Here is a 22,844-nt window from a genome sequence, read left to right as displayed (position 1 = left end):
GGTGGCGGCGCTGAGATCGACATCATCGGTGAGATCCGCCGTGCGCTGCGTCCACCGTCCCACCGGCAGCGACGGACCGTCATGGCGCTAGAGGCGGGCCAGGTGTTCGCCGGCTACGAGATCGTCGGCACGCTGGGTGTCGGCGGTATGGGTGAGGTGTACCTGGGTCAGCATCCCCGGTTGCCCCGTCGGGACGCGCTCAAGATCCTCCGCGGAACCGTGATCGAGGACCAGGAATACCGTCAGCGCTTCATCCGCGAGGCCGACATCGTTGCCGGGCTCTCGCACCCCAACATCGTCAGCGTGCACGACCGTGGCGAGGCCGACGGCCAGCTGTGGATCGCCATGGACTACATCGACGGCACCGACGCCGGCAAGCTGCTGGCCGACCGGTACCCCGACGGTATGCCGGTCGAGCTCGTCATCCGGATCGTCCGCGGCATCGCCGATGCGCTCGATTACGCGCACCAGCGCCAGCTGCTGCACCGCGACATCAAACCGGCCAACATCCTGATCACCGACGTCGACTCGGACGAACCGCGAATCTACCTCGGCGACTTCGGTATTGCGCGCTGGGCTGATGACACCAGCAAGCTGACCGCCACCGACGTGGCGGTGGGAACGGTGGCATACGCGGCGCCCGAGCAGTTGATGGGCGGCGACGTCGACGGCCGCGCCGACCAGTATGCGTTGGCGGCCACGGCTTTTCAGCTGCTCACCGGTAAACCGCTATTCCAGCACGGGAATCAGGCGGTGGTGATCAGTCAGCACATCAGCTCCGAGCCGCCCGATATCGGCGAGCGCAGACCCGAGCTCGCGGCGCTCAGTCCGGTGTTCGCGCGTGCGCTCGCCAAGACACCCCGGGAGCGGTTCGCCAGCTGCCGGCAGTTCGCCAGGGCATTGGAACAGCAGCTCGGTGTGCCCGACGACGACTCGGACGCCACCCAGTTGGCGTTCCCGTCAGGCCCGGGTAAGGCCCGGGGTGGCTCGCCGCGGCGAAACATGTTGTGGGTCGGGGGCATTGCGGCGGTGGTGTTGATCGCCGCGCTGGTGGCCACCATCGTGGTGCTCGAAGTCCGCAAACCGGACGAGCCGGCTACCGGCGCCCAACCGACCGCGGTGCCGCATCTGCCGGTGGTGATCATCGGCGCGGACTGCGAACCGCTGGGCGCGGCGGGCGAGAGCACCACCGGGGCGCAGGCGTACTGCGCGCATCTGCCCGCGGCCAATCAAGCGGTGTGGTCGCTGTACGAGGGCACCCTGCCCAGCCCCACCGTCACCCCCGGCCCGTCCGATGAGGTCTACCCGCCCGGCATCGAACAACAGGTGCAGCTGTGCGTGCAGCAGACCGGCAAGAGCCGCATCGAGTGCCGGGACGACGTGCGCCGCGGAAATATCAGCGGCCCGGCCTGATTCAGGCATAGTCTCACTACCCGCTTCCTCCCCACTTCCGATGTGCGAGCGCAACCTGCCGTCCCGTGTCAAGCCCCGTGCGTGGGGGTTGTGGATGAAGCGTTGACTGTGGATAAGTAGGCGCTTGTCGTGGTGGATTGCCTTGTGGCGCATGTCTTGTCGGTGGGCGTGGGTAGTCTCGAATGTATGTTCGAAGGCGTGATTGATCCGACCACTTGCGGGGATTTGTCCCCCGCGGCGATGGTCGATGCCATCGGCGCTTTCCACCGGGCTGAGGCCACCATGGTCGCGCACAAATGGACGATGATCGCCCGCCTGCTGGCCCACCACAAAGACCACGCCGCCGCCGAGGAGAAAACCTGGGCCTACGACGAATGGAACGCCGTGCGGGATCAGGTGGGCCCGGTGATGCGGCTGAGCGCACGGCGGGCCTCCACCCAGATGCGCCTGGCCGAAGGGCTGGCCCGGTGCCCGAAGGTCGCGGCACTCTTGGCGGCGGGGGTGATCAACACCCGGGTCGCTGAAACCCTGATCTACCGCACCGAGCTGCTGCTGCCGTCGGTGCAGGCCACCGTCGATGCCGAGCTCGCCGCCCGGGCGGGCGGCTACACCCTGCTCTCCGATGATGACTTGGTGCTGGCCGTGGATGCGATCATCGAAGAACACGATCCCGATGCGGTGCGCCGCTACCGTGAGGCTGCCCAAGGCTGTGATGTGGGGTTCGGTAAACGCGATGACGCTACCGGCACCGCGTCGCTGTATGGGCGGATCTCGGCAGCTGATGCGGAGTTGGGGATGCGGGTGCTGGATGCACTGGCCGCCACCGTGTGCAGCAACGATCCCCGCAGCAAAGGCGAGCTCCGCGCGGCGGCGCAAGGGGCGGTCTACGCCCGTCACGACCGGCTGGCCTGTCAGTGCGGTGACCGCACTTGCGAGGCAGCCAGTCTGCCTTCGGCGGTGCCGTCGGCGGTGATTCATGTGCTGGCCGAACAAGGCGCCCTCGAACATGTGCTGGCCCAGATCGACGCCCTGCGCCAAGCCCAGTCCACCGATGCCACCGCGGCCCCACCCACCATCGACTACGAGGTGCTGGCCCGCGAGGCCGCCGCGGCCGAAGCCGCCCGCATCCCCACCCCACCCCAACCGCCACCGTGGGAAAACAACACCCCCACAACCGAACCCGAACCCAAGCCGGAGCCAGAGGCTGGGCAGCCCGACGAACCGGCCGCCGATGACGGTGGCGTCGACTGGTCGCACTGGTGGACCACCTCACCCCGTGACGACGACGGGGAGGAGCCACCCTGGGCGCACCCCACCCCACCCGCGCTGGAAGCACCTGACAAGACAGACGGCGCCGGCGACGAAACAGGCGACGACATCGACGAGGGCGCTGACCGCATCAATGAGACGGACGAGTCCGACGGCGCCGTCGGCGACACCGGTACCGACGACCCCGACGCTGACGACGGGGACGAGGGCGAGCCGCCGTGGGGCACCGGCAGTGCCCCGCCACCCCCACCCGGACCCACCACCCCCGACACCGGCGGCGGAACCACCGCAGCCACCCCCGACGCAGACGACCGGGTGAACGACGCTGCCTCCGAGCAGGTCTGGACCCAGGATCTGCCGCAGACACCGGCCGCGCACACCCCACCACGACGGCCGCGCCCTGCAGTCACCCTCGGTGGCACCCTCATCCCACTCGACCAACTCGCCGCCATGCTCCGCGACGGCGCCACCGTCACCGCTCTCCCGATCCCGCCCGCGGCACCTGCCCGCGGTTACAAGTTCACCGGCAAGGCCCGCGAGTTCATCCAATGCCGCGATATGCGATGTCGGTTCCCGGGCTGCACCCGCAAAACCGAATACGCCGACATCGACCACACCGTCCCGCACGGCGACGGCGGACCCACCCATCCCTCCAATGGGAAGGTGCTGTGTCGAGAACATCACCTCGCGAAGACCTTTGGTGACGGCTGGTGTGACGAGCAATTGCCCAACGGCGACGTCCGCTGGACCGCACCCACCGGCCACACCTACATCACGCAACCGACGAGCAGACTGCTGTTCCCCGACTGGGATTCCACCACCGCCGCCCTGCCACCCCCGACACCCACAAGACACCGCACAGCGCACCCGGGTATCACCATGCCCACCCGCAAACGCACCCGCGACCAAGACCGCCAACAACACATCAACGCCGAACGCGAACACAACGCCCTGCAACGCGCGTTGGGGAAACCCCCACGAAAATCACCGTTCTAGAGGAGTCGCCGCACCGGTGGCGCCGCTGTCCCGGATTGACCGGGAGCTCAGAGACCTTCCAGATCGTCGGGAACGTCCACGGCGTACTGCCGCAACTCGTCCAGGCTGATCAACTCGAGTGTGCGTTCGTGGGTGCCCGCCAACACCACCGGGCATGCCTGGCCGTCACGGTGCGCACGCAACCAATTCGCGGCGGTGACACACCAGCGGTCACCCGGCACCAGCCCGGGAAACCGGTACTGCGGCATCGGCGTCGACAGGTCATTGCCGATGGAGCGCTGGTGGGCGAGGAATTCAGCGGTGACCACACCACAGATAATGTGTCGGCCCGCGTCCTCCTCACCGGTGGAACAGCAGCCATCCCGGTAGAACCCGGTGACCGGATCGGTGCCGCACGGCTCCAGTGGGCCTCCGAGGACATTGCGCTCCGGCATCCCACAAGTATGACCGCGGCCGGGGTGGGCAGACCAGGGCGATGGTAGAACCGCCAGATTTACGTCGCTGGGAACACCGGGCTGAATGGCCGTTGGCTGCCGTTGCCGAGTCCCCTACGACGGCTCCGGCTCGTCGTTCTCGTCGGTGCGCTGCAGCAGGCGATGTGAGGATCGGCGGGGTCGTTCTGCCGCTGCGCGCGCAATCGGAACCGGGGTCACCTAATCTTCGTCGGTGACCCTCACAGCAACGCCGACGAAACTCCGCTTGCGCCGCGTCGCATCTGCGAGCTTCGTGGGCACGGCCATCGAGTACTACGACTTCTTCATCTACGGCACTGCCGCGGCGCTGGTGTTCCCGTCGGTCTTCTTCCCCAATCTGAGTCCGACAGTGGCGACAGTGGCCTCACTGTCGACGTTCGCGGTCGCCTTCCTGTCCCGGCCGGTGGGTGCCGCGGTGTTCGGTCACTTCGGGGATCGGCTGGGGCGCAAGCGAACTCTGGTCGCCACGCTGCTGATCATGGGGTTCTCCACGGTCGCGGTGGGCCTGGTGCCCAGCGCCGACACCATCGGCATGGCCGCGCCGCTGCTCCTGCTGGCCCTGCGGCTCTTGCAGGGTTTCGCAGTCGGTGGCGAGTGGGCCGGTTCGGCCTTGCTCAGTGCGGAGTACGCACCGCGCGACCAACGCGGCCGCTACGGCATGTTCACCCAATTGGGTGTGGGCGCCGGCCTGGTGTTGGGCAACGCGGTGTTCCTGGTTGTGAACCTGACGGTCGGGGAGAAGAGCCCGACCTTCATGGACTGGGGATGGCGGCTGCCGTTCCTGTTCAGCGCGGTCCTGCTGGTGATCGCCCTGTACATCCGCGTGAGCATCGATGAGACACCGGTTTTCTCCGCCCAGGTGCACGGTCCGGCGCAGGCGCCGCTGTCGGAACTCTTCGGTGCACAGTTGCGTCACACCCTGCTGGCCTCGGGGTGCATGATCGGCATCTTCACGTTCAGCTTCATGGGCGGCACCTATCTGATGGGTTACGCCACCACGATCCTGGCGCATCCGCGCGAGCTCGTGCTGTCGGTAGGGGTGCTCGGTGGGGTGGCCATGCTGGTGTGCACGGCGATCTCAGCCGGGTTGTGCGACCGGGTAGGCCGACGGCGGATGATCCTGAGCGGGTTCGCCCTCGCGGTGCCGTGGTCGTTCGCAGTGATGCCCTTGATGGACACCGACTCTCCGGTGTTGTTCGGCGTGGCCATCGTCGGCACCTACGCCATCCTCGGCATCGCCAGCGGACCGATGGCGGCGTTCCTGCCCGAGATCTTCGCAACGAGGTACCGGTACAGCGGTGCCGGTCTGGCGTTCAACCTGGGCGGCATCGTCGGTGGCGCGGTGCCCCCAATCGTCGCTGGGCCGCTGGTGGACCTGTTCGGTCCCGACGTGATCGGCGTGATGATGGCCGTGCTCGTCGCCGTCAGTCTGGTGGTGACGTGGCTACTGCCGGAGACCAAGGGCGCGGAGTTGCGCTGAGCCGTCGGCGCTGGGCTGCCAGGAAAAGTGGGACGACTCGCCGGAGGGATTTCCAAGGCGTCGCCCGAACCTGAAAAGAAATTCCTTTGGTGCAGTGGAGCTCCGGGGCTACCATCGCCCGGTGGACGAAGACTGGCGGGCGCTCAATCACGCCAACTGGGAGTCGCGGGTGCCGGTGCACACCGCGGCCGACGGCTACGACCTGGCGGCCTTCGAGGATCCCGACCACCTGTCCGATGTGGTGCGCTACGACGCACCGAGGTTGGGGCGGCTCGACGGGCTGAACGTCGCACATCTGCAGTGCCACATCGGAACCGACACAGTGTCATTGGCGCGGCTGGGTGCGAACTCGGTGACCGGTCTCGACTTCTCCGGATCCGCGGTGCGGGCGGCGACGGAACTGGCTGCGCGTGCTGGAGTGAACTGCCGATTCGTCGAGGCCGATCTGTACGACGCCGTGACCGCGCTCGGAACCCGTTTCGATCTCGTCTACACCGGAATCGGTGCCATCTGCTGGCTTCCGCACATCAAACCTTGGGCCCACGTGGTGGCGACGCTGCTGGAACCGGGCGGGCGCTTCTTCATGCGGGAGGGCCACCCCGTGCTGTGGTCGATGTGCGAGCCCCGCCCGGACGGGTTGCTGGTGATCGAGTACCCGTACTTCGAGGCCGACGGTGTGATCTTCGAGGAGGACACCAGTTACGCCGGTACTGCGACGGTTACCCAGCCGCGGGCGATGTCGTTCAACCACGGCCTCGGAGAGATCTTCACGGCACTCACCGAAGCCGGCCTGACGGTGACCCATCTCGAGGAGCATCGTGAAGTGCCGTGGAATCCACTGGATTTCGACGGGCAGAGCGACGTCATGGTCGAAAGCCCGGATTTCCCGGGCGAATTCGTCCTGGCGCGCGATCGCGACCGGATGCCGTTGACCTACACCCTGCAGGCGGTCAAGCCGTTGGATTGAGCAGGAAGTCGGCCACCACGGCGGCCACCTGCGGAATCGCTTCGGGGGCGATCACTTCGTAACCGTGCGTACTCAGGGTCGGTACACACAGGAGCCCCGCACGTGGTGTCAGTCCTGTCGACTTGGCATGAGAGGCATCGGATTCGAACGCACCCAGCACCGCCGCTTGGGGGGAGAAACCGAGTCCGTCGGCGATGTTCATCAACCGGTCCGCGACGTCTTTGTCGTACACGCACTGCGCGTCGCCGTAACCGACGATGGGTCCGCCGTGAACGGTTGTGGCGTACTCGATTTCGGTGGGACCGACCTCCAGGGCGAGAGTCAGGTCGCCGGGCAGCGTGCGGTTTGCGTACGCCGCGCCGACGCCGCCGATCTCCTCATTGGTGGTGAACACCAGATAGCTGTCCTGCGCCGGCCGGACTCCACGTTCGGCGAACAACCGCGCGGTGTGCAGCAGCGCCGCCACCGGAGCGCGGTCGTCCAGGAAATACGAACCCAGATAGCCGTTGATATCGGTCAGCGTCCGCTTACTGCGCTCGATGCACACGCGGGTGCCCGGCCCGATACCGGCGTCCGCCAGGTCATCTGGGGAACAGGCGGTGAACACGTAGACATTGGTCAGGGCCAGCGCCTTGTCACCCTGGCCGGGTTTGGTCTCCCAGATCCGCTGGCTTTCCGCGGTGGTGTGCTCCGAGCCGACGGTGAGCACACCGACCAGCGTCTGCTTGTCGCCGAGCACCGCCACCGGGCCGAGCCCGAAGTTGCCGGGGTATATGGACCCCAGCGCGGACAGGTGCAGCGTGCCGTCCGGGTCCACCCGCTTCACGATCGTCGACAGCTCGTCGAGGTGAGCCATCACGCGCACGCCAGGGTGGTGCACCGGACCGCGATCGCCGCGGATCAGGCCCACCAGGTTTCCGGCGTCATCCACCCACAGGTCGTCGACCAGCTTCTCGAGTTCGCGGCGGCAGATGTCGCGCACGGCATCTTCTTGGCCGCAGGGTCCGTACGCCCACAGCAACTCCTGCAACAGCTCGCGGTTCAGGTCGGTCACATGACGCGGGTACCCACGGCACGCTGACTGCTCACCAACGAACTCACCGATGGATGACGACTTTGCCGACCATGCGACCGGACTCGACCTGGCGATGCGCTTCGCGGATACCCTCGGCACTGAAGTCGTCGATGGCCGCGGTCACCGTGCTACGCACCGTGCCGGCGTCCACCAACTCAGCCACAGAATTGAGCAGGTCCTGCTGGTAGCTCAGGTCATAGCCGTAGAGCGACCGGGTGAACATGAGCTCCCAGTGCCAGGCGATGCTCTTCTGCTTGAGGGACACCAGATCCAGGCCCGGCGGCTCGTCGATCGCGGTGATCTCGCCGAACGGCCGGACGATCTTCGCATAGGTCTCGATGTTGCCGGCGCTGTGCGGGGAGAACAGATAGCTGACGCCATCGGGTGCCACGTCCAAGGCCTGAGCCTCGAGATCACGGTGATCGATCACGACGTCGGCGCCCATCTGCCGGGCCCAGTCCCGTGAGTCATCCCGGCTGGCGGTGCCGATCACCCGGACACTGGTCAGCGCCTTGGCGAGCTGGATCATGATCGAGCCCACGCCGCCGGCGGCGCCCAGCACCAACAGGTCACCGGTGGACTCCTTCGTCAGCCGGAACCGTTCGAACAGAGCCTCCCACGCCGTGATGGCCGTCAGCGGCAAGGCCGCAGAATCCTTGAAGGACAACGACTTCGGCTTGCGCCCGACAATGCGCTCGTCGACGGCCTGGAATTGCGCGTTGCTGCCCGGCCTGCTGATGTCCCCGGCGTACCAGACCTCGTCGCCGACGGCGTACGTGCTGACCTCGGGGCCGACGGCTTCGACCACCCCGGCCGCGTCAAAACCCAGGATGACCGGTGTGTCCGAAGAATCGAGGGACTTGCGTCGTTTGACGTCGACAGGGTTGACCGACACCGCCTCGACGCGGACCAGGATGTCGTGGGGCCGAAGCTCAGGGATGTCGATGTCGATGTCTTGCAGGACATTTGGGTCGTCGACTGAGGAGCCGGCGAAGGAACCGATGGCTTTCATTGAGGACATGGTGCGATGGTAGGCCCGCTACCGCGGTTCCCTGCAAGGGCACTAACTTCCCTGTAGGGAAGGTTCGCCGGTCAGCGCGTCGACGCGAGCTGGCACGTGGTCGATGTGGTCTTCCACCCACTGCCGCAGGCGTGCCAGCGGGTCGCTGACGCTGATACCGAGTTCGGTGAGGTGGTACTCGACGCGTGGCGGCACCTCGGCGTAGACGGTACGGGTGAGCAGCCCTGCGTTCTCCAGGCGGCGCAATGTCTGGGTGAGCATCTTGGGCCCCACCCCTGGCAGGCCGGCCTGCAGGTGAGTGAACCGCTGCGGGCCGTCCTCGAGCAACCCGATGATCAACGCCGACCACTTGTTGGCCAGCAGATCCAGTAACGCCCGACAGGGGCAGGCTTCGGCGTACACGTCATGGTGGTCGTGCTGGCCCGTGGGACAGGTGCTCATGGCAGTGCCAACGGCTCGTCAGCCGGGATGCTTCCCGAACGGAAGTGGGTAAGTTTCCGCCCGGCCCTGGCGGGGCACAGACAGGCATGTCGGCAATCACCAAAGCCAAGTCAATCGTCAGCACCGCCGCGCGGACAGAGCGGCGGGTCGTGCGCATCCAGCGCCGCGTCTGGCTGGCACAGATCCTGCTGTGGCCGACACTGCTCGTCACCGCGGTGGCCGGCGCCGCGTGGCTGATCACGTCCCGCAAGCGCGCCGAACCGGTGCCGGCGAGCCCGCCGGCCGTCCAGTTGCCGTAACCCCGGCACGCCCGCCTATCCTTGCCGGAGTGTCCGAGAAGTCCCGCAACGAGCTCTATCAGCGGCTGGAGGCACTGACCTTCCGGGACGAGGCGCTCCTGCGCCGCCGGCTGCGCAGCCTCCGGGGTGATGACCCGGCCAAGCTCGAACCGATCGCGCAGCAGATCGCCGCGGCGGAAGCCCTGGTGGCGACCCGGCTGGCGGCCGTCCCGCAGATCACCTACCCGGACCTGCCCGTCAGTGACCTGCGTCGCGATATCGCCGCAGCGATCAGCGACAACCAGGTAGTGGTGGTAGCCGGGGAGACCGGTTCCGGCAAGACCACGCAGCTGCCCAAGATCTGCCTCGAGCTGGGCCGCGGGATCCGGGGCACCATCGGACACACCCAGCCGCGCCGGCTTGCCGCGCGCACGGTCGCCCAACGTATCGCCGACGAACTCGGCAGCCCACTGGGGGAGACGGTGGGCTACACCGTCCGGTTCACCGACCAGGCCAGCGACCGCACCCTGATCAAGCTGATGACCGACGGCATCCTGCTCGCCGAGATCCAGCGTGATCGTCGCCTACTGCGTTACGACACCCTGATCCTCGACGAGGCGCACGAACGCAGCCTCAACATCGACTTCCTGCTGGGCTATCTGCGCGAGCTGTTGCCCCGCCGCCCCGACCTCAAAGTGATCGTCACCTCGGCGACCATCGAGCCCGGCCGATTCGCCGCCCACTTCGGTGACGCACCCATCGTCGAGGTGTCCGGCCGCACCTACCCCGTCGAGATCCGGTACCGGCCGCTCGAGGTGGGCGTAGCGCCGGAGACCGACGACGACCCCGACGATCCCGACCATGATCTGGTGCGCACCGTGATGCGCGATCAAACCGAGGCGATCGTCGACGCGGTGGCCGAACTCGAGTCCGAGCCCCCCGGTGATGTCCTGGTGTTCCTGTCCGGCGAGCGCGAGATCCGCGACACCGCCGAAGCGCTGCGCGGTGCACCGGGTTTCAACCGGCACACCACCGAGGTGTTGCCGTTGTACGCCCGGCTGCCCACCGCCGAGCAGCAGAAGGTGTTCCAACCGCACGCCGGCAGGCGCATCGTGCTGGCCACCAACGTCGCCGAGACGTCACTGACCGTGCCGGGCATCCGGTACGTCGTCGACCCCGGCACCGCCCGCATCTCGCGCTACAGCCGGCGCACCAAAGTGCAGCGGCTGCCCATCGAGCCGATCTCGCAGGCGTCGGCCGCGCAACGCTCCGGACGGTCGGGCCGTACCGCGCCCGGTGTGTGCATCCGGCTGTATTCGGAGGAGGATTTCCAGAGCCGGCCGCGTTACACCGACCCGGAGATCCTGCGCACCAACCTCGCTGCCGTCATCTTGCAGATGGCCGCCCTGCAGCTCGGCGAGATCGAGGCATTCCCGTTCCTGGACCCTCCGGACAACCGCAGCATCCGCGACGGTGTGCAAGTGCTCCAGGAACTCGGCGCCTTCGACGGGCAGAGCACCTTGACCGAGGTGGGGCGCAGGCTCGCTCAGCTACCGCTGGATCCCCGCATCGGCCGGATGATCCTGGCCGCGCACGACGAAGGCTGTGTACGCGAGGTTCTTGTGCTGGCGGCGGCGTTGTCGATACCGGACCCCCGCGAGCGCCCGGCCGAGCACGAGGAGGCGGCCCGGCAGAAACACGCCAGGTTCGCCGACGAGCACTCCGACTTCATGTCCTATCTGAACCTGTGGCGATATCTGTCGGAGCAGCGAAAAGAGCGCTCCGGCAGTTCGTTCCGGCGGATGTGCCGTGAGGAGTTCCTGCACTACCTGCGGATCCGCGAATGGCAGGACCTCACCGGGCAGCTGCGCAGCATCGCCCGCGACCTGGGTATCCGCGAAGCCCCCGAGTCCGACGAACCCGCCGATGCGGCCACCGTGCACCGGGCCCTGGCCGCGGGTCTGCTGTCACACATCGGTGTACGCGAGGGGGAGACGCGAGACTTCCTGGGAGCACGCAACACCCGCTTCGTCCTGGCCCCGGGTTCGGTGCTGACCAAACGGCCCCCGCGGTGGGTGGTGGTCGCCGAACTGGTGGAGACCAGCCGGCTGTACGGCCGCACCGCCGCGCGGATCGAGCCGGAGGCCCTCGAGCGGATCGCGTCGCACCTGGTCCAGCGCACCTACAGTGAGCCGCACTGGGACGCCAAACGCGGTGCCGTGATGGCCTTCGAGCGGGTGACGTTGTTCGGACTGCCGCTGGTTCCGCGCCGTCGGGTGGGTTACGCCGAGGTGGATCCGGTGCTGGCCCGGGAACTGTTCATCCGGCACGCGCTCGTCGAAGGCGATTGGCAGACCCGGCACCATTTCTTCCGTGACAACACCCGGCTTCTGGAGGAGTTGGCGGAGATCGAGGAGCGGGCCCGGCGACGGGATCTCGTGGTGGGCGATGACGAGATCTACGCGCTGTACGACGCGCGAATTCCCGAGTCCGCGGTATCGGCAAGGCATTTCGATGCGTGGTGGAAGAAGCAACGACACAAGACCCCCGAGCTGCTGACCTTCAGGCGTGAGGAACTGCTGCGCAGCGACGACGACGCGGGCGACCGCCCGGACACCTGGCGGTCCGGCGAGGTCTCGCTTCCGCTGACGTACCGATTCGAGCCGGGGGCCGCCGACGACGGCGTCACCGTCCACGTGCCCGTCGAGGTGTTGGCCAATCTCGGTGGCCACGAATTCGCCTGGCAGGTACCGGCTCTACGTGAAGAACTGGTGACGTCGTTGATCCGCTCCCTGCCCAAGGAACTGCGCCGCAATTTCGTACCCGCACCGGACACCGCCCGCGCGGTACTGGCCGACCTGTCCCCGGACGAGGGCGCCCTGCTGGAGAGTCTGCAGCGAGAACTCAAGCGACGCAGTGGAATCCTGGTGCCGATCGACGCCTTCGACCTCGAGAAGCTGCCGCCGCATCTTCGGGTGACGTTCGCGGTGGAGAGCGCCGACGGCACCGAGGTGGCACGTGGAAAAGATCTGGACGCGCTGCAGACCCAGTTGGCGGCCCCGGTGCGCCAAGCCGTGGCCAAGGCCGTGGCAGGAGAATTGGAGCGAACGGGCCTGCGCGCGTGGCCGGCTGATCTCGACGAGATCCCGCGCAGCGTGTCCCGCAGCGGCGGCGCGCATACCGTGCGCGGCTACCCCGCGCTCGTCGACAACGGTGCCACCGTCGATCTGCGGGTGTTCGCCACCCAGGCCGAGCAGCAGGCCGCCATGGGACCGGGCACCCGTCGCCTGTTGCGGCTGACGGTCCCGTCGCCGTCGAAAAACGTCGAACGGGCCCTGGATCCGCGGGCACGGCTGACTCTGGGGTCGAACCCGGACGGGTCGCTGGCGGCGCTCATCGACGATTGTGCTGACGCCGCCGTCGCCGTCATCACACCTGCACCGGTCTGGAGCAAAGCCGATTTCACGGCAGCGCGAGACCGGGTGGCCGCCTCCTTGGTGCCCACCACGCTCGACATCGTGAAGCGCGTGCAGAAGGTACTCGTCGCGGCCCACGACGCGCAGATCGCCCTGCCCGAGCGCCCGACGGCGGCGCAGGCCGAGGCCGTCGCCGATATCCGGGCCCAGCTGAACGAGTTGATGCCACGGGGATTCGTCGCGCGGACGGGCGCGGCCAAGCTGAATCATCTGACGCGGTACCTGATCGCCATCGTCCGGCGCCTGGAACGGCTGCCGCAGGCGCCCGCGGCGGACCGGGAGCGGATGCAGCGCGTTCACGCGGTGCAGGACGCTTACGACGAACTGCGGCAGGCGCTTTCGCCGGTACGCGCCGCCGCCGAAGACGTGCGGGACATCGCCGTGATGATCGAGGAGCTGCGGGTCAGCCTGTGGGCCCAGCAGCTGGGGACGGCAATGCCGGTCAGTGAGAAACGGATCTACCGGGCGATCGACGCGATCACCTGAGTGAAATCAGTCCCGGACGATGACGGCGATGTAGCCGATCGGGATGCCGGTGTGCGCGGCGATGCATTCGCGTGCGGCTGCCGATACCGCGGCCCGGCGGCGGGCATAGGTCACGGCGTCGATCTCGGGCACCCGGATCACCCATCCGGACGCGTCGCGGCTGACCTCGATGTCGAAACACTGTCCGACGGTGGTGAAGCTGGCGCGCGGGGCAACACGTCGTCTGCGGAGACCGGACGCATGCGCGAGCGTGGGCTGAATGGGCATGAGTTTTCTTTCTGGGAGCGCTTCGACTGTCGTCGCAAGACCGCAGCAAAGATTAGTGCGTTTCGTCGTCAGCACCTAATCGGCGCAGGTACTCGCCGTGAACTGTGCGTGAACGTGCGGTACGCGACGCGCAACGGGTACAACTGCGGTCATGGCCTTGCGACGCGCTTCCGCCTTTCTCGTTGCCGCTGCGGCACTTCTGGCCGGTGTCACGCCGGTGGCGCGGGCCGAGCCGATCCCCATCCCGGTGGTGCAACCGGTGGTGCTGGCCGAGATCCCGCACGACCCGGGTGCCTACACCGAGGCCTTCGAGATCGAGGGCGACACACTGTACGAGGCCACCGGACTGATCGGCCGCTCCGAACTGCGTGAGGTGGACCCCGGCACCGGAGTGGTGCGCCGCGCGGTCCCGCTGCCCGGCGACTACTTCGCCGAGGGCATCACGCTCGTCGACGACACCATCTGGCAGCTCACCTATCAGGACGGTGTGGCGATCGTGTGGGACAAGGCCACGTTGACCCCGCTGCGCGAGATCCCGGTGGCGGGCGAAGGCTGGGGATTGTGCCGTGACGGCGGCCGTTTCATCATGAGCGACGGCACCGGCCGGTTGCAGTTCCGCGAGCTGGGGAGCTTCGCCGAGACCGGCGCCGTGACCGTCACCCGCGATGGCGTGCCGGTCACCGGGCTCAACGAGTTGGAATGTGTCAACGGCCACGTCTGGGCCAGCCTCTGGCCCACCGACGAGGTGGCGCGTATCGACCCGGCGACCGGGGCGATCACGATGATCGTCGATACCTCGGGGCTGTGGCATTTCGGTGAGCGCTCGCCTGCCCAGGTGTTCAGCGGCATCGCCCACATCGACGGTGAGGAGTTCCTGCTGACGGGCAAGAACTGGCCGGCGATGTTCCGGGTGCGCATCCCAGGGGCCTAGCCGACCCGGTACAGCCGTTCCGGGCGGCCGCCGCCGTACTTGAGCCGGACCTTGGCTTCCCGTACCTCCACCAGGTACTCGAGGTAGCGCCGGACCGTCGGCCGGGCCATCCCGGTGGCCTCCGCACACGTCGTGGCCGACAGCTCCTCGCCGCCGGCCAGCGCGGCCCGCACCAGGTCGAGGCTCTCGTTGCTCAATCCCTTAGGGGGCAGGGGCGCAGTCGCACTCACCGTGCGGGGTTGCGGTGACACGGAGAAGGCGGCGTCCACCGCGTTCTGGTCTGCCTTGCCAGCCGTGAGCCGGACCCGCGCATAGCGCAGGATGCGCGCCTTGAGCTCGTCGAGATCGAACGGCTTGATCAGGTACTGCGCGGCACCGCCGCGCAACGCCGCCTTCACGTACTCGGCGTCGCGCTCGGCGGTGACCACGATGGCATCGACGTCATCCCCACGCTCACGCAGGCGTCGGAGCACATCGATACCACTCATGTCTGGCAGGTGGACGTCCAGCAGCAACAGGTCCGGCGTCAATGACGTCACCATGTCCAATGCCTGCTGCCCATTGACCGCGGTGCCCGCGACCCGGAAGCCGTCGACCTCCTCGACGAGTTCCGCGTGGATACCCGCCACCATGAAGTCGTCGTCGACTACCAGGACCGCGAGGTCAGCCGTCTCTCCCGGCCGCATTCGCTTACGATACGGGCTGTTGGGCTTCGCCCGACCCGCGCACGAAGCGTTTTTCGATGTCGAAGTAGGACTCGATGTCGAACAAGGCGTACCAGTCGTCCGGGGCCAGCATCTGAGGCCGGACGCTGGTGGCCTGCCCTTCGTCCCGCAGGGTCTCCAGCGCTCTCTTGGCGGCGGCGGCCATCGAGAACCGGATGGGCCCGGGGTACAGCGCCAGCGAGAATCCCAACTTCTCGATCTCGGAGATGTGCAAGGTGGACATCGGCCCTTTTTCCTCGACCAGGGTGAGCAACGGGGTGTCGATGATCGACATCACGGTCTCGATGTCCTCGCGTTCCCGCACCCCGATCACCAGCGCCGAGTCCGCGCCGGCTTCGATGGCGCGCTTGGCGCGCTTGGCGGCTGCCTCGACACCGAGGGTGTTGGCGGCATCGGTGCGGGCGATGATGAGGAAGTCGGGGTCCTTACGCGCCCAGAGGGCGGCCTCGATCTTGCCGAGGTACTCACGCTCGGTGACCACGGGAATCGGAACATCCAGCACGCCACAGCGTTTCGGTGTCACCTGGTCCTCGAGCTTGATGGCCGCGACGCCGGAGTTCTCGAACTCCTGTACGGCGCGCGTGACATTGAGTGCGGTCCCGTAACCGGTGTCCGCGTCGAAGATCACCGGAATTTCCACCGCGCCAGCGATATTGCGCGCCACCTGGGAGCTCTCCGTCAGTGACACCAGGCCGACGTCGGGCCGCCCGAGCAGGCTGGCGGCCACCCCGTTGCCCGTCACGCTGACGGCCTGGAAACCGGTGGCCTGAGCCAGGCGAGCCGAGATGCCGTCGAAGACGGAAGGCACCTGGGTGATGTCGGGGGACTGCAGCAGCTGCTTGAGTTTCTGGCGGGCGTTCATCGATCTCCTTCGTTACTGGTGAGATCAAGGTCACTTGCCGACCGAAGTGTGGTCAATCTTGAGCTGACATTTGTCGTTGTGCTCTTTGTGGTCGAGACGCTCCTAGTTGGCGTGTCGGCGACGGACCCGCGTGACGACGAACCAGATCACGAAGCCGACGACCGCGGCGAGCACAACGTATTGCAGTGCTGCGGTGTAGGGCTCGATCGCGTGCCAGTTGGCACCCAGTAGATATCCGGCGCCGATGAACACGCTGTTCCACGTGACGCTGCCCAGGAGCGTGAGAAGCGTGAAGAGCGCGAAGTTCATTCGCTCGGTGCCGGCAGGCAACGAGATGAAACTCCGGAACAGTGGAACCATCCTGCCGAAGAACACCGCTTTGGTGCCGTGGCGGGCGAACCACGCCGTGGTCTTGTCGATGTCTTCGACGTCGATCAGGGGGATCTTCGCCGCAAGCGTGCGCAGGCGTTCATGACCCAACCACGCTCCGAGGCCGTAGAGGACCCAAGCCCCGAGCACCGATCCGAGCGTGGTCCAGACGATCGCCTCGGTCAGCGAGAGTTGACCCAGCCGCGCGGCGAACCCCGCCATCGGGAGGACCACTTCGCTCGGCACCGGAGGAAACAGGTTTTCGATGAAGATGGCCAGCCCGGCTCCCGGGCCTCCGATGCGTTCCATCAGATTCACCGCCCAGCCGGCGAGGCCACCGAGTTCGGCGGTGTCTGTTGGCAACGAGCAACCCTTTCTGACGGGCCACCCATGCTAGTCAGGTGCCGGAGCGGGCGCCGTGACCTGTGGGGATCTCGGCGGTGAACACCGCGCCGTCGTCATTGTGCACAGCGACGTGGCCTCCGCGTCGCTCACACACGTTGCGGGCCAGCGCCAGGCCGATACCGCGGGTGCGGTCGGTGGACTTGGTGCTTACGCCGCGTTCGAAGATCGAGCTCATCACGGTGTCGTCGACACCGGGACCGTTGTCGCGCACCTCGATCCAGATGCAGTCGCCGCGGTCGACGAGGAGCAGGTTGATGCTCGGACTCGGCGTTCCCACGCAGGCTTCCAGTGCGTTGTCCACGAAGTTGCCGAGCACAGTTTCCAGGTCGGCGGCCAGGTCGAGGGTCAGCGCGCCGACGTCGGAGGCCTGGTCGACGGTGAACTCGACCCCACGCTCGGAAGCCAGACTGCCTTTGGCGATGACGAGCGCCGCCAGGGTTGCGTCGTCGATGCGCGATGTCACTGCTTTCAGGAACTTGTTGTGCCCGGTCTGGACCTCGGTGACGTAACGCTGGGCGCGTTCGACGTGGCCGAGCTTCAGCAGGCCCGCGATGGTGTGCAGCCGGTTGGAGAACTCGTGGGTCTGGGCACGTAAGGCGTCGGCGGTGTGCCGGGTGACGTCGAGTTCCTGTTGCAGTCCCCACAGCTCCGTGCGGTCACGCAACGTGACGACAGCGCCGATGACCCGCCCCCTGGTGGTCACGGGCATGCGGTTCAGGATGAGGTGCCGGGCTTCTGTGTCCAGGATCCGGTCGGTGGTTCGGCGTTTGTCGGTCAGCGCCTCGACCACCTCCGGACTGAGGCTGAGCTTCGCGAGTCGCTGGCCTACGGCGTCGTCGGGCAGCTCGAGCAGTTCGATGGCCTCGGCGTTGACGATGGTGATGCGGTGCTCGAGGTCCAGGCCCAGAACCCCTTCCTTGATCCCGTACAACAACGCCTCGCGGTGCTCGACCAGGCCGGCGATATCGCGAGGTTCCAGGCCGAACGTCTGCCGTTTGATGCGGTTTGCCAGCAGCACCGACCCGAGCAATCCGAGTGCCGAGGCCACCCCGAGGTAGATCAACAGGTCGGGAACCGCACCCTCCAGACGTTCGACGACACTGCGCGAATAGCTGCCGATCACCACGTACCCCAACCGGCCGCGGTTGTCGGGGTCGAGTACCGGGACGTGCGCTTGCATCGACAGCCGGCCGTCCGGCAGGGTGGCCGAACCCACCCACGCCCGCCCGGACAGCACGTCGCCGCTGGCGAACGACCACGGCTGGCCGAGATGGCTCGGATCCTGGCTGGCCAGCACTTCGCCGTCGCGGTCGACCACCACCACGAAGTCGACACCTGACACCGACTGGACCCGTGCCGCGGCCGGTGGAATCGAGCTGAGCGGCAAGTCGCCGCGTAGCGCAGAACGCACCAGCTGATCGGTGGCGAATGTCTCGGCCAGGCCGAGCAGACGGTTGCCGGTCGAGCGCTGGAAGTCGGTGGTGGACTGGGCATATGTGATCGCCACGACGACGCCGAGGACCGCGAGGATGAGCACGAACTGCAGCACCAGGAGCTGCCGTGCCAACGGCAGTCTGGCGAGCCACCGGACGGGCGTGGGTCTCGCCACCGGGGAGGTCACCTCCGATCACAAGGAGCACAAGAAAATCTGTCAGCGCAAGCGTGACAGGCGCGTGTGGTCGCCGTCACTGTTCGATGGAAGCGTAGTGCTCACCACAGGAGGTACAACATGAGTCGGCTCACGAAAGTCGTTGCGCTCACCGCAGCCACGGCGGCTGTCAGCCTGGTGGCCGCATGCGGCTCCGGCTCTGGCGCCAGCGGTTCCGGTGACCGACTCGGCCAGTTCCGTTATCTGGTGCCGAACTCGGCAGGCAGCGGCTGGGACACCACAGCCCGGACGGCAGCCAAGATCATGGAGGACGAGAGTATCGCGCATCGCATCGACGTGTTCAACGTCGACGGCGCCAACGGCACCGTGGGGTTGTCCCGTCTGGTGGACGAAAAGGGCAATGGCGAGCTGGTCATGCAGATGGGTTTCGGCCTTGTTGCAGCGACGGTTTCGCAGTCGTCGCCGGTGAGTTTCGCCGACACCACGCCGATCGTGAAGTTGCTCGACGAATATCTCGCCGTGATCGTGCCCGGCGATTCGCCGATCAACACCTACGACGATCTGGTTGCCGCATGGAAGGCGAATCACCGCCTCAACGTGGGCGGGGGTTCGGCGATCGGCGGCGCCGACAATGTCGCGACCCTGCAGATGGCCGAGGCCAATGGTATTCCGCGTGCCGACGTCAACTATGTGACCTTCGGCGGCAGCGGGATCCTCCCTGCCGTGCTCGGCGGCCAGGTGGACGCCGGTGTCACCAGCGCCGCCGACGTCGTCGAACAGGTGAAGTCGGGCGATCTGAAGGCCATCGCCGTCACCGGCGCCGAGCGGGCCGAATTCCTGCCCGAAGTCCCCACACTCACCGAGGAGGGCGCCGATGTCGTGGTGGCCAACTGGCGCGGCGTCGTTGCGCCGCCGGAGATCAGCGACGAATCCACAGAAGCCCTGATCGAGGCCTTCGACAAGATGCATCAGACAGAAGAGTGGAAGGCCGCCGTCGAACGCAACGGCTGGGTCGACGCATTCATGTCCGGCGAAGAGTTCGGTACCTACCTCAGCGACCAGGCTGCCGACATCAAGCAGGCACTTGATGGGGTCGAGCCGTGAGTGCGCTGACCACTTCCCGGGCCCGTCTGTCTGGGAAGTCCGAATTACTGGTTGCGGTACTGCTTTTCGCACTCGGCGCCGTGGCGCTGATGGATGCCGCGACGCTGGAGACCAATGCCGCCAGTGTCGGGCCGCTCAGTTCGGCAGTGTTCCCCACAGTGGTCGGCGGGCTGCTGCTCGTCGTCGGGGTGGCGCTGGTGGTGGACGTTCTGCGCGGCGGGCGCGGTGAGATGGAGGGTGGCGAGGACATCGACCTCGACCAGCCCACCGCGTGGATCCCGTTCTTCGCCGTCGGCGGGTTTTTCCTGGCCAACGCCGTGCTGATCGAATCGGTCGGCTGGCCGATCACCGGCACCCTGCTGTTCTTCGGCAGCGCGGTCGCCCTCGGCAGTAAGCGCATCGTGATGACACTGGCGGTTGCCGCGGTGATCGCCCTGGGAAGCTATCTGCTGTTCGTGTACGCGCTGGGTGCCTACCTGCCGGCCGGGATCCTGCAGGCGGTGATCTGATGGACTCACTGACACTTCTGCTCGACGGCTTCGCGTCCGCGCTGACACCGACTTATCTGCTATACGCGTTGATCGGCGTGCTGCTCGGCACCGCCGTGGGGGTACTGCCCGGCATCGGACCCGCCATGACGGTGGCTCTGCTTCTGCCGTTGACGTTCAGTCTCGATGCCACCGGGTCCATCATCATGTTCGCCGGCATCTACTACGGTGGAATGTACGGCGGCTCAACCGCTTCGATCCTGCTCAACACCCCTGGTGAAGCGTCGGCAATGATGACGGCGATCGAAGGCAACAAGATGGCCAAGGCCGGCCGCGCCGCCCAGGCGCTGGCCACCGCGGCCATCGGGTCCTTCGTCGCCGGCACCATCGCCACGGGCCTGCTCGTCATGGTCGCTCCGCTCGTCGTCGACATCGCGATCTCGATTACTCCGGCCGACTACTTCGCGCTCATGGTGGTGGCCTTCGGCGCCGTCACCCTGGTGCTGGGCAAGTCGCGGATCCGCGGATTCGCCTCCCTCGGAATCGGTTTGTTCATCGGATTGATCGGCATCGACGGCTCGACCGGCCAGGAACGGCTGACCTTCGGCTTACCCCACCTCATGGACGGCATCAACGTCATCGTGGTCGCGGTGGGGATCTTCGCGCTCGGCGAAGCGCTGTGGATCGCTTTGCATCTGCGGCGGCGGGCACCCGAGGTGATCCCGGTGGGGCGCCCGTGGATGGACCGCCAGGACTGGTCCAGGTCATGGAAACCGTGGTTGCGCGGTGCGGCTCTGGGCTTCCCGTTCGGGGCGATGCCGGCCGGCGGTGCGGAGATCCCCACCTACCTCTCCTACGCCACCGAACGGAAACTGTCGAAACACCCTGAGGAGTTCGGCAAAGGCGCCATTGAAGGCGTCGCCGGACCGGAGGCCGCCAACAATGCCTCCGCTGCCGGTGTACTGGTCCCGCTGCTGACGTTGGGCCTGCCTACGTCGGCGACCGCAGCGGTACTGCTGGCAGCCTTCCAGCAGTACGGAATACAGCCTGGGCCACTGCTTTTCGACAACGAGCCAGCCCTGGTGTGGGGTCTGATCGCCAGTCTGTTCATCGGCAACTTCCTGCTGCTCGCGTTGAACTTGCCGCTGGCGCCACTGTGGGCAAAGCTACTGCTCATCCCGCGGCCCTACCTCTATGCCGGGATCCTGGTGTTCGCCGCCGTTGGAGCCTACGCCGCGGACGGTTCCAACATGGGCCTGTACCTGTTGCTGGTGATGGGTCTTCTCGGGGTGATCATGCGGCGGTTCGGGTTGCCCGTGGTGCCCGTCATCATCGGGGTGATCCTGGGACCGCTGGCCGAGCTGCAGCTGCGGCGCGCGATGCAACTCAGTGGCGGTGACCCCAGCGCTCTGGTGGCCTCGGGATTCTCCCTCGCGCTGTACGCCTTGCTGGCACTGGCGCTCGTGATGCCGCTGCTGTGGCGGTGGCGCAGAGGTAGAACAGAACGTCTTGTCGCGGACAATGTTCCAGAGGACAAGGTGCCGGCCAGCCAGGAGCATGGCCGCTGACCTAAGGCCGCGTGGCAGGTGGGGTGCGTGGACTCCGATCGGGGTCCACGCACTCTGCGTGCAGGCGGTCGGGTTGTCGGTTCGTCCGGCCGTGGCGTACGCAGCCCTGGATGCCGGTGTGGCGCCGGCATTGCTCGGTGTCCTCTCTGCGAGCTATGCGTTGGCGCCGCTGGTTCTCGCGCTTCCGACGGGCCGCGTCGTGGACAAGGTGGGGGAGCGGCCGGTTCTGATCGCGGGGGCCGTGCTGGCGGCCGTCGCCTGCGTCATCCTGATGGGGGGAACCGGGCGGCCGGCGCTCCTGATCGCCGGACTGATGGTTGCCGGCATCAGCCACCTGTTGTGTGTCGTCGGCGAACAGACGGCAGTGGCCAACATGTCCGACGGTTCAAGCGACAGCCGCTTCGCCGCTTACACTTTCGCGTCATCTTTGGGTCAAGCGGCGGGTCCGCTGCTGCTGGGTCTCGGTGATGGATCGCTGTTCGCCCTGGAACCCGTGTTGTTCGGGGCGCTGGGGTTGTCTGCATTGGTGCTGCTGACGTCGTTCTTCATCGGGACCGGCACGCCGGCTCCCAGTGTGCGCCCCACCGGCGGCGCCATGGCCTTGCTGAGGGACAAGAGGATCCGCGCAGCGGTGGTCGTGAGCGGCATCGTGATGGCCGCCGTCGACATCACCGTGATCTATCTGCCCGCTCTCGGGCAGGAGGTCGGGTTGAGTGCGGCGTTCGTCGGGGTGGTGCTGGCGGTACGGGCGCTGTCGTCCATGGCGATCCGGATGGTGACCGGAGTGGCGGTCCGTGTTCTCGGGCGCTCTCCTGTACTGCTCACCGGAATGTTCACGTCGGCCGCCGCACTGGTGGCGGCCGCAGCGTGGCCAACGCAGGCGGTGCTCGTGGCGGCCGCGGTGGCGCTGGGCGCGGGGCTGGGGGTAGCGCAGCCCGTCACGATGGCCACGGTGGCCGATGGCGCCCCGTCAGGTCAGCGCGGAACGGCAATGACGCTGCGGTTACTGGCCAATCGACTCGGCGTGGTGGTGCTGCCGGTTTCGGTTGGTGCCGTGGCCGCCTCTCTGGGCGCCGCGGGAGTGCTGGCCGCCACCGCCGCCGTTCTGTGTGCCGGGTGCGCTGTGTCGCTGCGACGGTGA

20 protein-coding genes are annotated in these 22,844 nt (G+C 67.0%); 11 read left to right on the top strand and 9 right to left on the bottom strand.

The genetic code is table 11. The features are described from left to right. The first annotated feature begins 81 nt into the window (after window positions 1–81). Both NL241_RS32035 and NL241_RS32030 read left to right on the top strand, forming a co-directional pair. Window positions 82–1,413 (top strand): serine/threonine-protein kinase, encoded by a 1,332-nt coding sequence (locus NL241_RS32035; protein ID WP_487690358.1) that lies wholly within the window; start codon window positions 82–84, stop codon window positions 1,411–1,413. 198 nt (window positions 1,414–1,611) lie between these two features. Continuing rightward, window positions 1,612–3,678: an HNH endonuclease signature motif containing protein gene (locus NL241_RS32030; protein WP_494396093.1), complete on the top strand. Its 2,067-nt coding sequence runs from the start codon at window positions 1,612–1,614 to the stop codon at window positions 3,676–3,678. Between the two features lie 47 nt (window positions 3,679–3,725). Here NL241_RS32030 and NL241_RS32025 read toward each other — a convergent pair whose 3' ends face one another. Then, complete coding sequence (locus NL241_RS32025) at window positions 3,726–4,112, bottom strand: DUF2237 family protein (protein ID WP_494396092.1); 387 nt, start codon at window positions 4,110–4,112, stop codon at window positions 3,726–3,728. A 265-nt stretch (window positions 4,113–4,377) separates the two neighbouring features. Here NL241_RS32025 and NL241_RS32020 point away from each other — a divergent pair, with 265 nt between their 5' ends. Together NL241_RS32020 and NL241_RS32015 are read left to right on the top strand one after the other, a co-directional pair. Beyond that, the gene (locus NL241_RS32020; RefSeq protein WP_487690616.1) at window positions 4,378–5,631 is read left to right on the top strand and encodes an MFS transporter; all 1,254 of its coding nucleotides are present in this window, start codon (window positions 4,378–4,380) and stop codon (window positions 5,629–5,631) included. A 121-nt stretch (window positions 5,632–5,752) separates the two neighbouring features. Further along, window positions 5,753–6,598: a class I SAM-dependent methyltransferase gene (locus NL241_RS32015; RefSeq protein ID WP_494396091.1), complete on the top strand. Its 846-nt coding sequence runs from the start codon at window positions 5,753–5,755 to the stop codon at window positions 6,596–6,598. Here NL241_RS32015 and NL241_RS32010 read toward each other — a convergent pair. The 3 genes from NL241_RS32010 to NL241_RS32000 are packed head-to-tail and all read right to left on the bottom strand — an operon-like array spanning window position 6,582 to window position 9,135. Continuing rightward, window positions 6,582–7,652: a M42 family metallopeptidase gene (locus tag NL241_RS32010; protein ID WP_494396090.1), complete on the bottom strand. Its 1,071-nt coding sequence runs from the start codon at window positions 7,650–7,652 to the stop codon at window positions 6,582–6,584. The two genes, NL241_RS32015 and NL241_RS32010, sit on opposite strands and share 17 nt — an antisense overlap. Before the next feature lie 43 nt (window positions 7,653–7,695). Then, window positions 7,696–8,694: a zinc-binding alcohol dehydrogenase family protein gene (locus NL241_RS32005; protein WP_494396089.1), complete on the bottom strand. Its 999-nt coding sequence runs from the start codon at window positions 8,692–8,694 to the stop codon at window positions 7,696–7,698. A gap of 42 nt (window positions 8,695–8,736) precedes the next feature. Next, the gene (locus NL241_RS32000; RefSeq protein WP_487690372.1) at window positions 8,737–9,135 is read right to left on the bottom strand and encodes a winged helix-turn-helix transcriptional regulator; all 399 of its coding nucleotides are present in this window, start codon (window positions 9,133–9,135) and stop codon (window positions 8,737–8,739) included. 86 nt (window positions 9,136–9,221) lie between these two features. Here NL241_RS32000 and NL241_RS31995 point away from each other — a divergent pair, with 86 nt between their 5' ends. Next, entirely contained in the window at window positions 9,222–9,434 is a 213-nt protein-coding gene (locus tag NL241_RS31995) for a hypothetical protein (protein ID WP_494396088.1), read from the top strand. 29 nt (window positions 9,435–9,463) lie between these two features. Further along, entirely contained in the window at window positions 9,464–13,375 is a 3,912-nt protein-coding gene (hrpA, locus tag NL241_RS31990; protein ID WP_494396087.1) for an ATP-dependent RNA helicase HrpA, read from the top strand. Between the two features lie 6 nt (window positions 13,376–13,381). Here the strand turns inward: hrpA and NL241_RS31985 are convergent, their stop codons facing one another. Next, on the bottom strand, window positions 13,382–13,546 hold the full coding sequence (locus NL241_RS31985) for a long chain fatty acid-CoA synthetase Faa4p (RefSeq protein ID WP_494398428.1): 165 nt from the start codon (window positions 13,544–13,546) through the stop codon (window positions 13,382–13,384). 247 nt (window positions 13,547–13,793) lie between these two features. Between NL241_RS31985 and NL241_RS31980 the strand changes: the two genes are divergently transcribed. Further along, window positions 13,794–14,573: a glutaminyl-peptide cyclotransferase gene (locus NL241_RS31980; RefSeq protein ID WP_494396086.1), complete on the top strand. Its 780-nt coding sequence runs from the start codon at window positions 13,794–13,796 to the stop codon at window positions 14,571–14,573. On the opposite strand, the gene NL241_RS31975 is transcribed toward NL241_RS31980, so the two are convergent. From NL241_RS31975 to NL241_RS31960, 4 genes are all read right to left on the bottom strand, one after another. Next, window positions 14,570–15,259 (bottom strand): response regulator, encoded by a 690-nt coding sequence (locus NL241_RS31975; protein ID WP_494396085.1) that lies wholly within the window; start codon window positions 15,257–15,259, stop codon window positions 14,570–14,572. The two genes, NL241_RS31980 and NL241_RS31975, sit on opposite strands and share 4 nt — an antisense overlap. A gap of 4 nt (window positions 15,260–15,263) precedes the next feature. Next, complete coding sequence (locus tag NL241_RS31970; protein ID WP_494396084.1) at window positions 15,264–16,160, bottom strand: isocitrate lyase/PEP mutase family protein; 897 nt, start codon at window positions 16,158–16,160, stop codon at window positions 15,264–15,266. Between the two features lie 102 nt (window positions 16,161–16,262). Beyond that, window positions 16,263–16,838 (bottom strand): DedA family protein, encoded by a 576-nt coding sequence (locus NL241_RS31965; RefSeq protein ID WP_494398427.1) that lies wholly within the window; start codon window positions 16,836–16,838, stop codon window positions 16,263–16,265. Between the two features lie 88 nt (window positions 16,839–16,926). Continuing rightward, a complete protein-coding gene (locus NL241_RS31960; protein WP_494396083.1) occupies window positions 16,927–18,543 on the bottom strand; it encodes a sensor histidine kinase in 1,617 nt (538 codons plus the stop codon). Window positions 18,544–18,663: 120 nt separating this feature from the next. On the opposite strand from NL241_RS31960, the gene NL241_RS31955 reads away from it, so the two are divergent. From NL241_RS31955 to NL241_RS31940, 4 genes are all read left to right on the top strand, one after another. After that, complete coding sequence (locus tag NL241_RS31955) at window positions 18,664–19,647, top strand: Bug family tripartite tricarboxylate transporter substrate binding protein (protein WP_494396082.1); 984 nt, start codon at window positions 18,664–18,666, stop codon at window positions 19,645–19,647. Continuing rightward, entirely contained in the window at window positions 19,644–20,156 is a 513-nt protein-coding gene (locus tag NL241_RS31950) for a tripartite tricarboxylate transporter TctB family protein (protein ID WP_494396081.1), read from the top strand. The genes NL241_RS31955 and NL241_RS31950 overlap by 4 nt, the downstream gene beginning before the upstream one ends. Beyond that, on the top strand, window positions 20,156–21,703 hold the full coding sequence (locus tag NL241_RS31945) for a tripartite tricarboxylate transporter permease (protein ID WP_494396080.1): 1,548 nt from the start codon (window positions 20,156–20,158) through the stop codon (window positions 21,701–21,703). The genes NL241_RS31950 and NL241_RS31945 overlap by 1 nt, the downstream gene beginning before the upstream one ends. Before the next feature lie 91 nt (window positions 21,704–21,794). Beyond that, complete coding sequence (locus tag NL241_RS31940; RefSeq protein WP_494396079.1) at window positions 21,795–22,844, top strand: MFS transporter; 1,050 nt, start codon at window positions 21,795–21,797, stop codon at window positions 22,842–22,844.

It is taken from the genome of Mycolicibacterium sp. SMGY-1XX (assembly GCF_059132455.1).
This window is presented reverse-complemented; position numbering and strand designations above follow the sequence as displayed.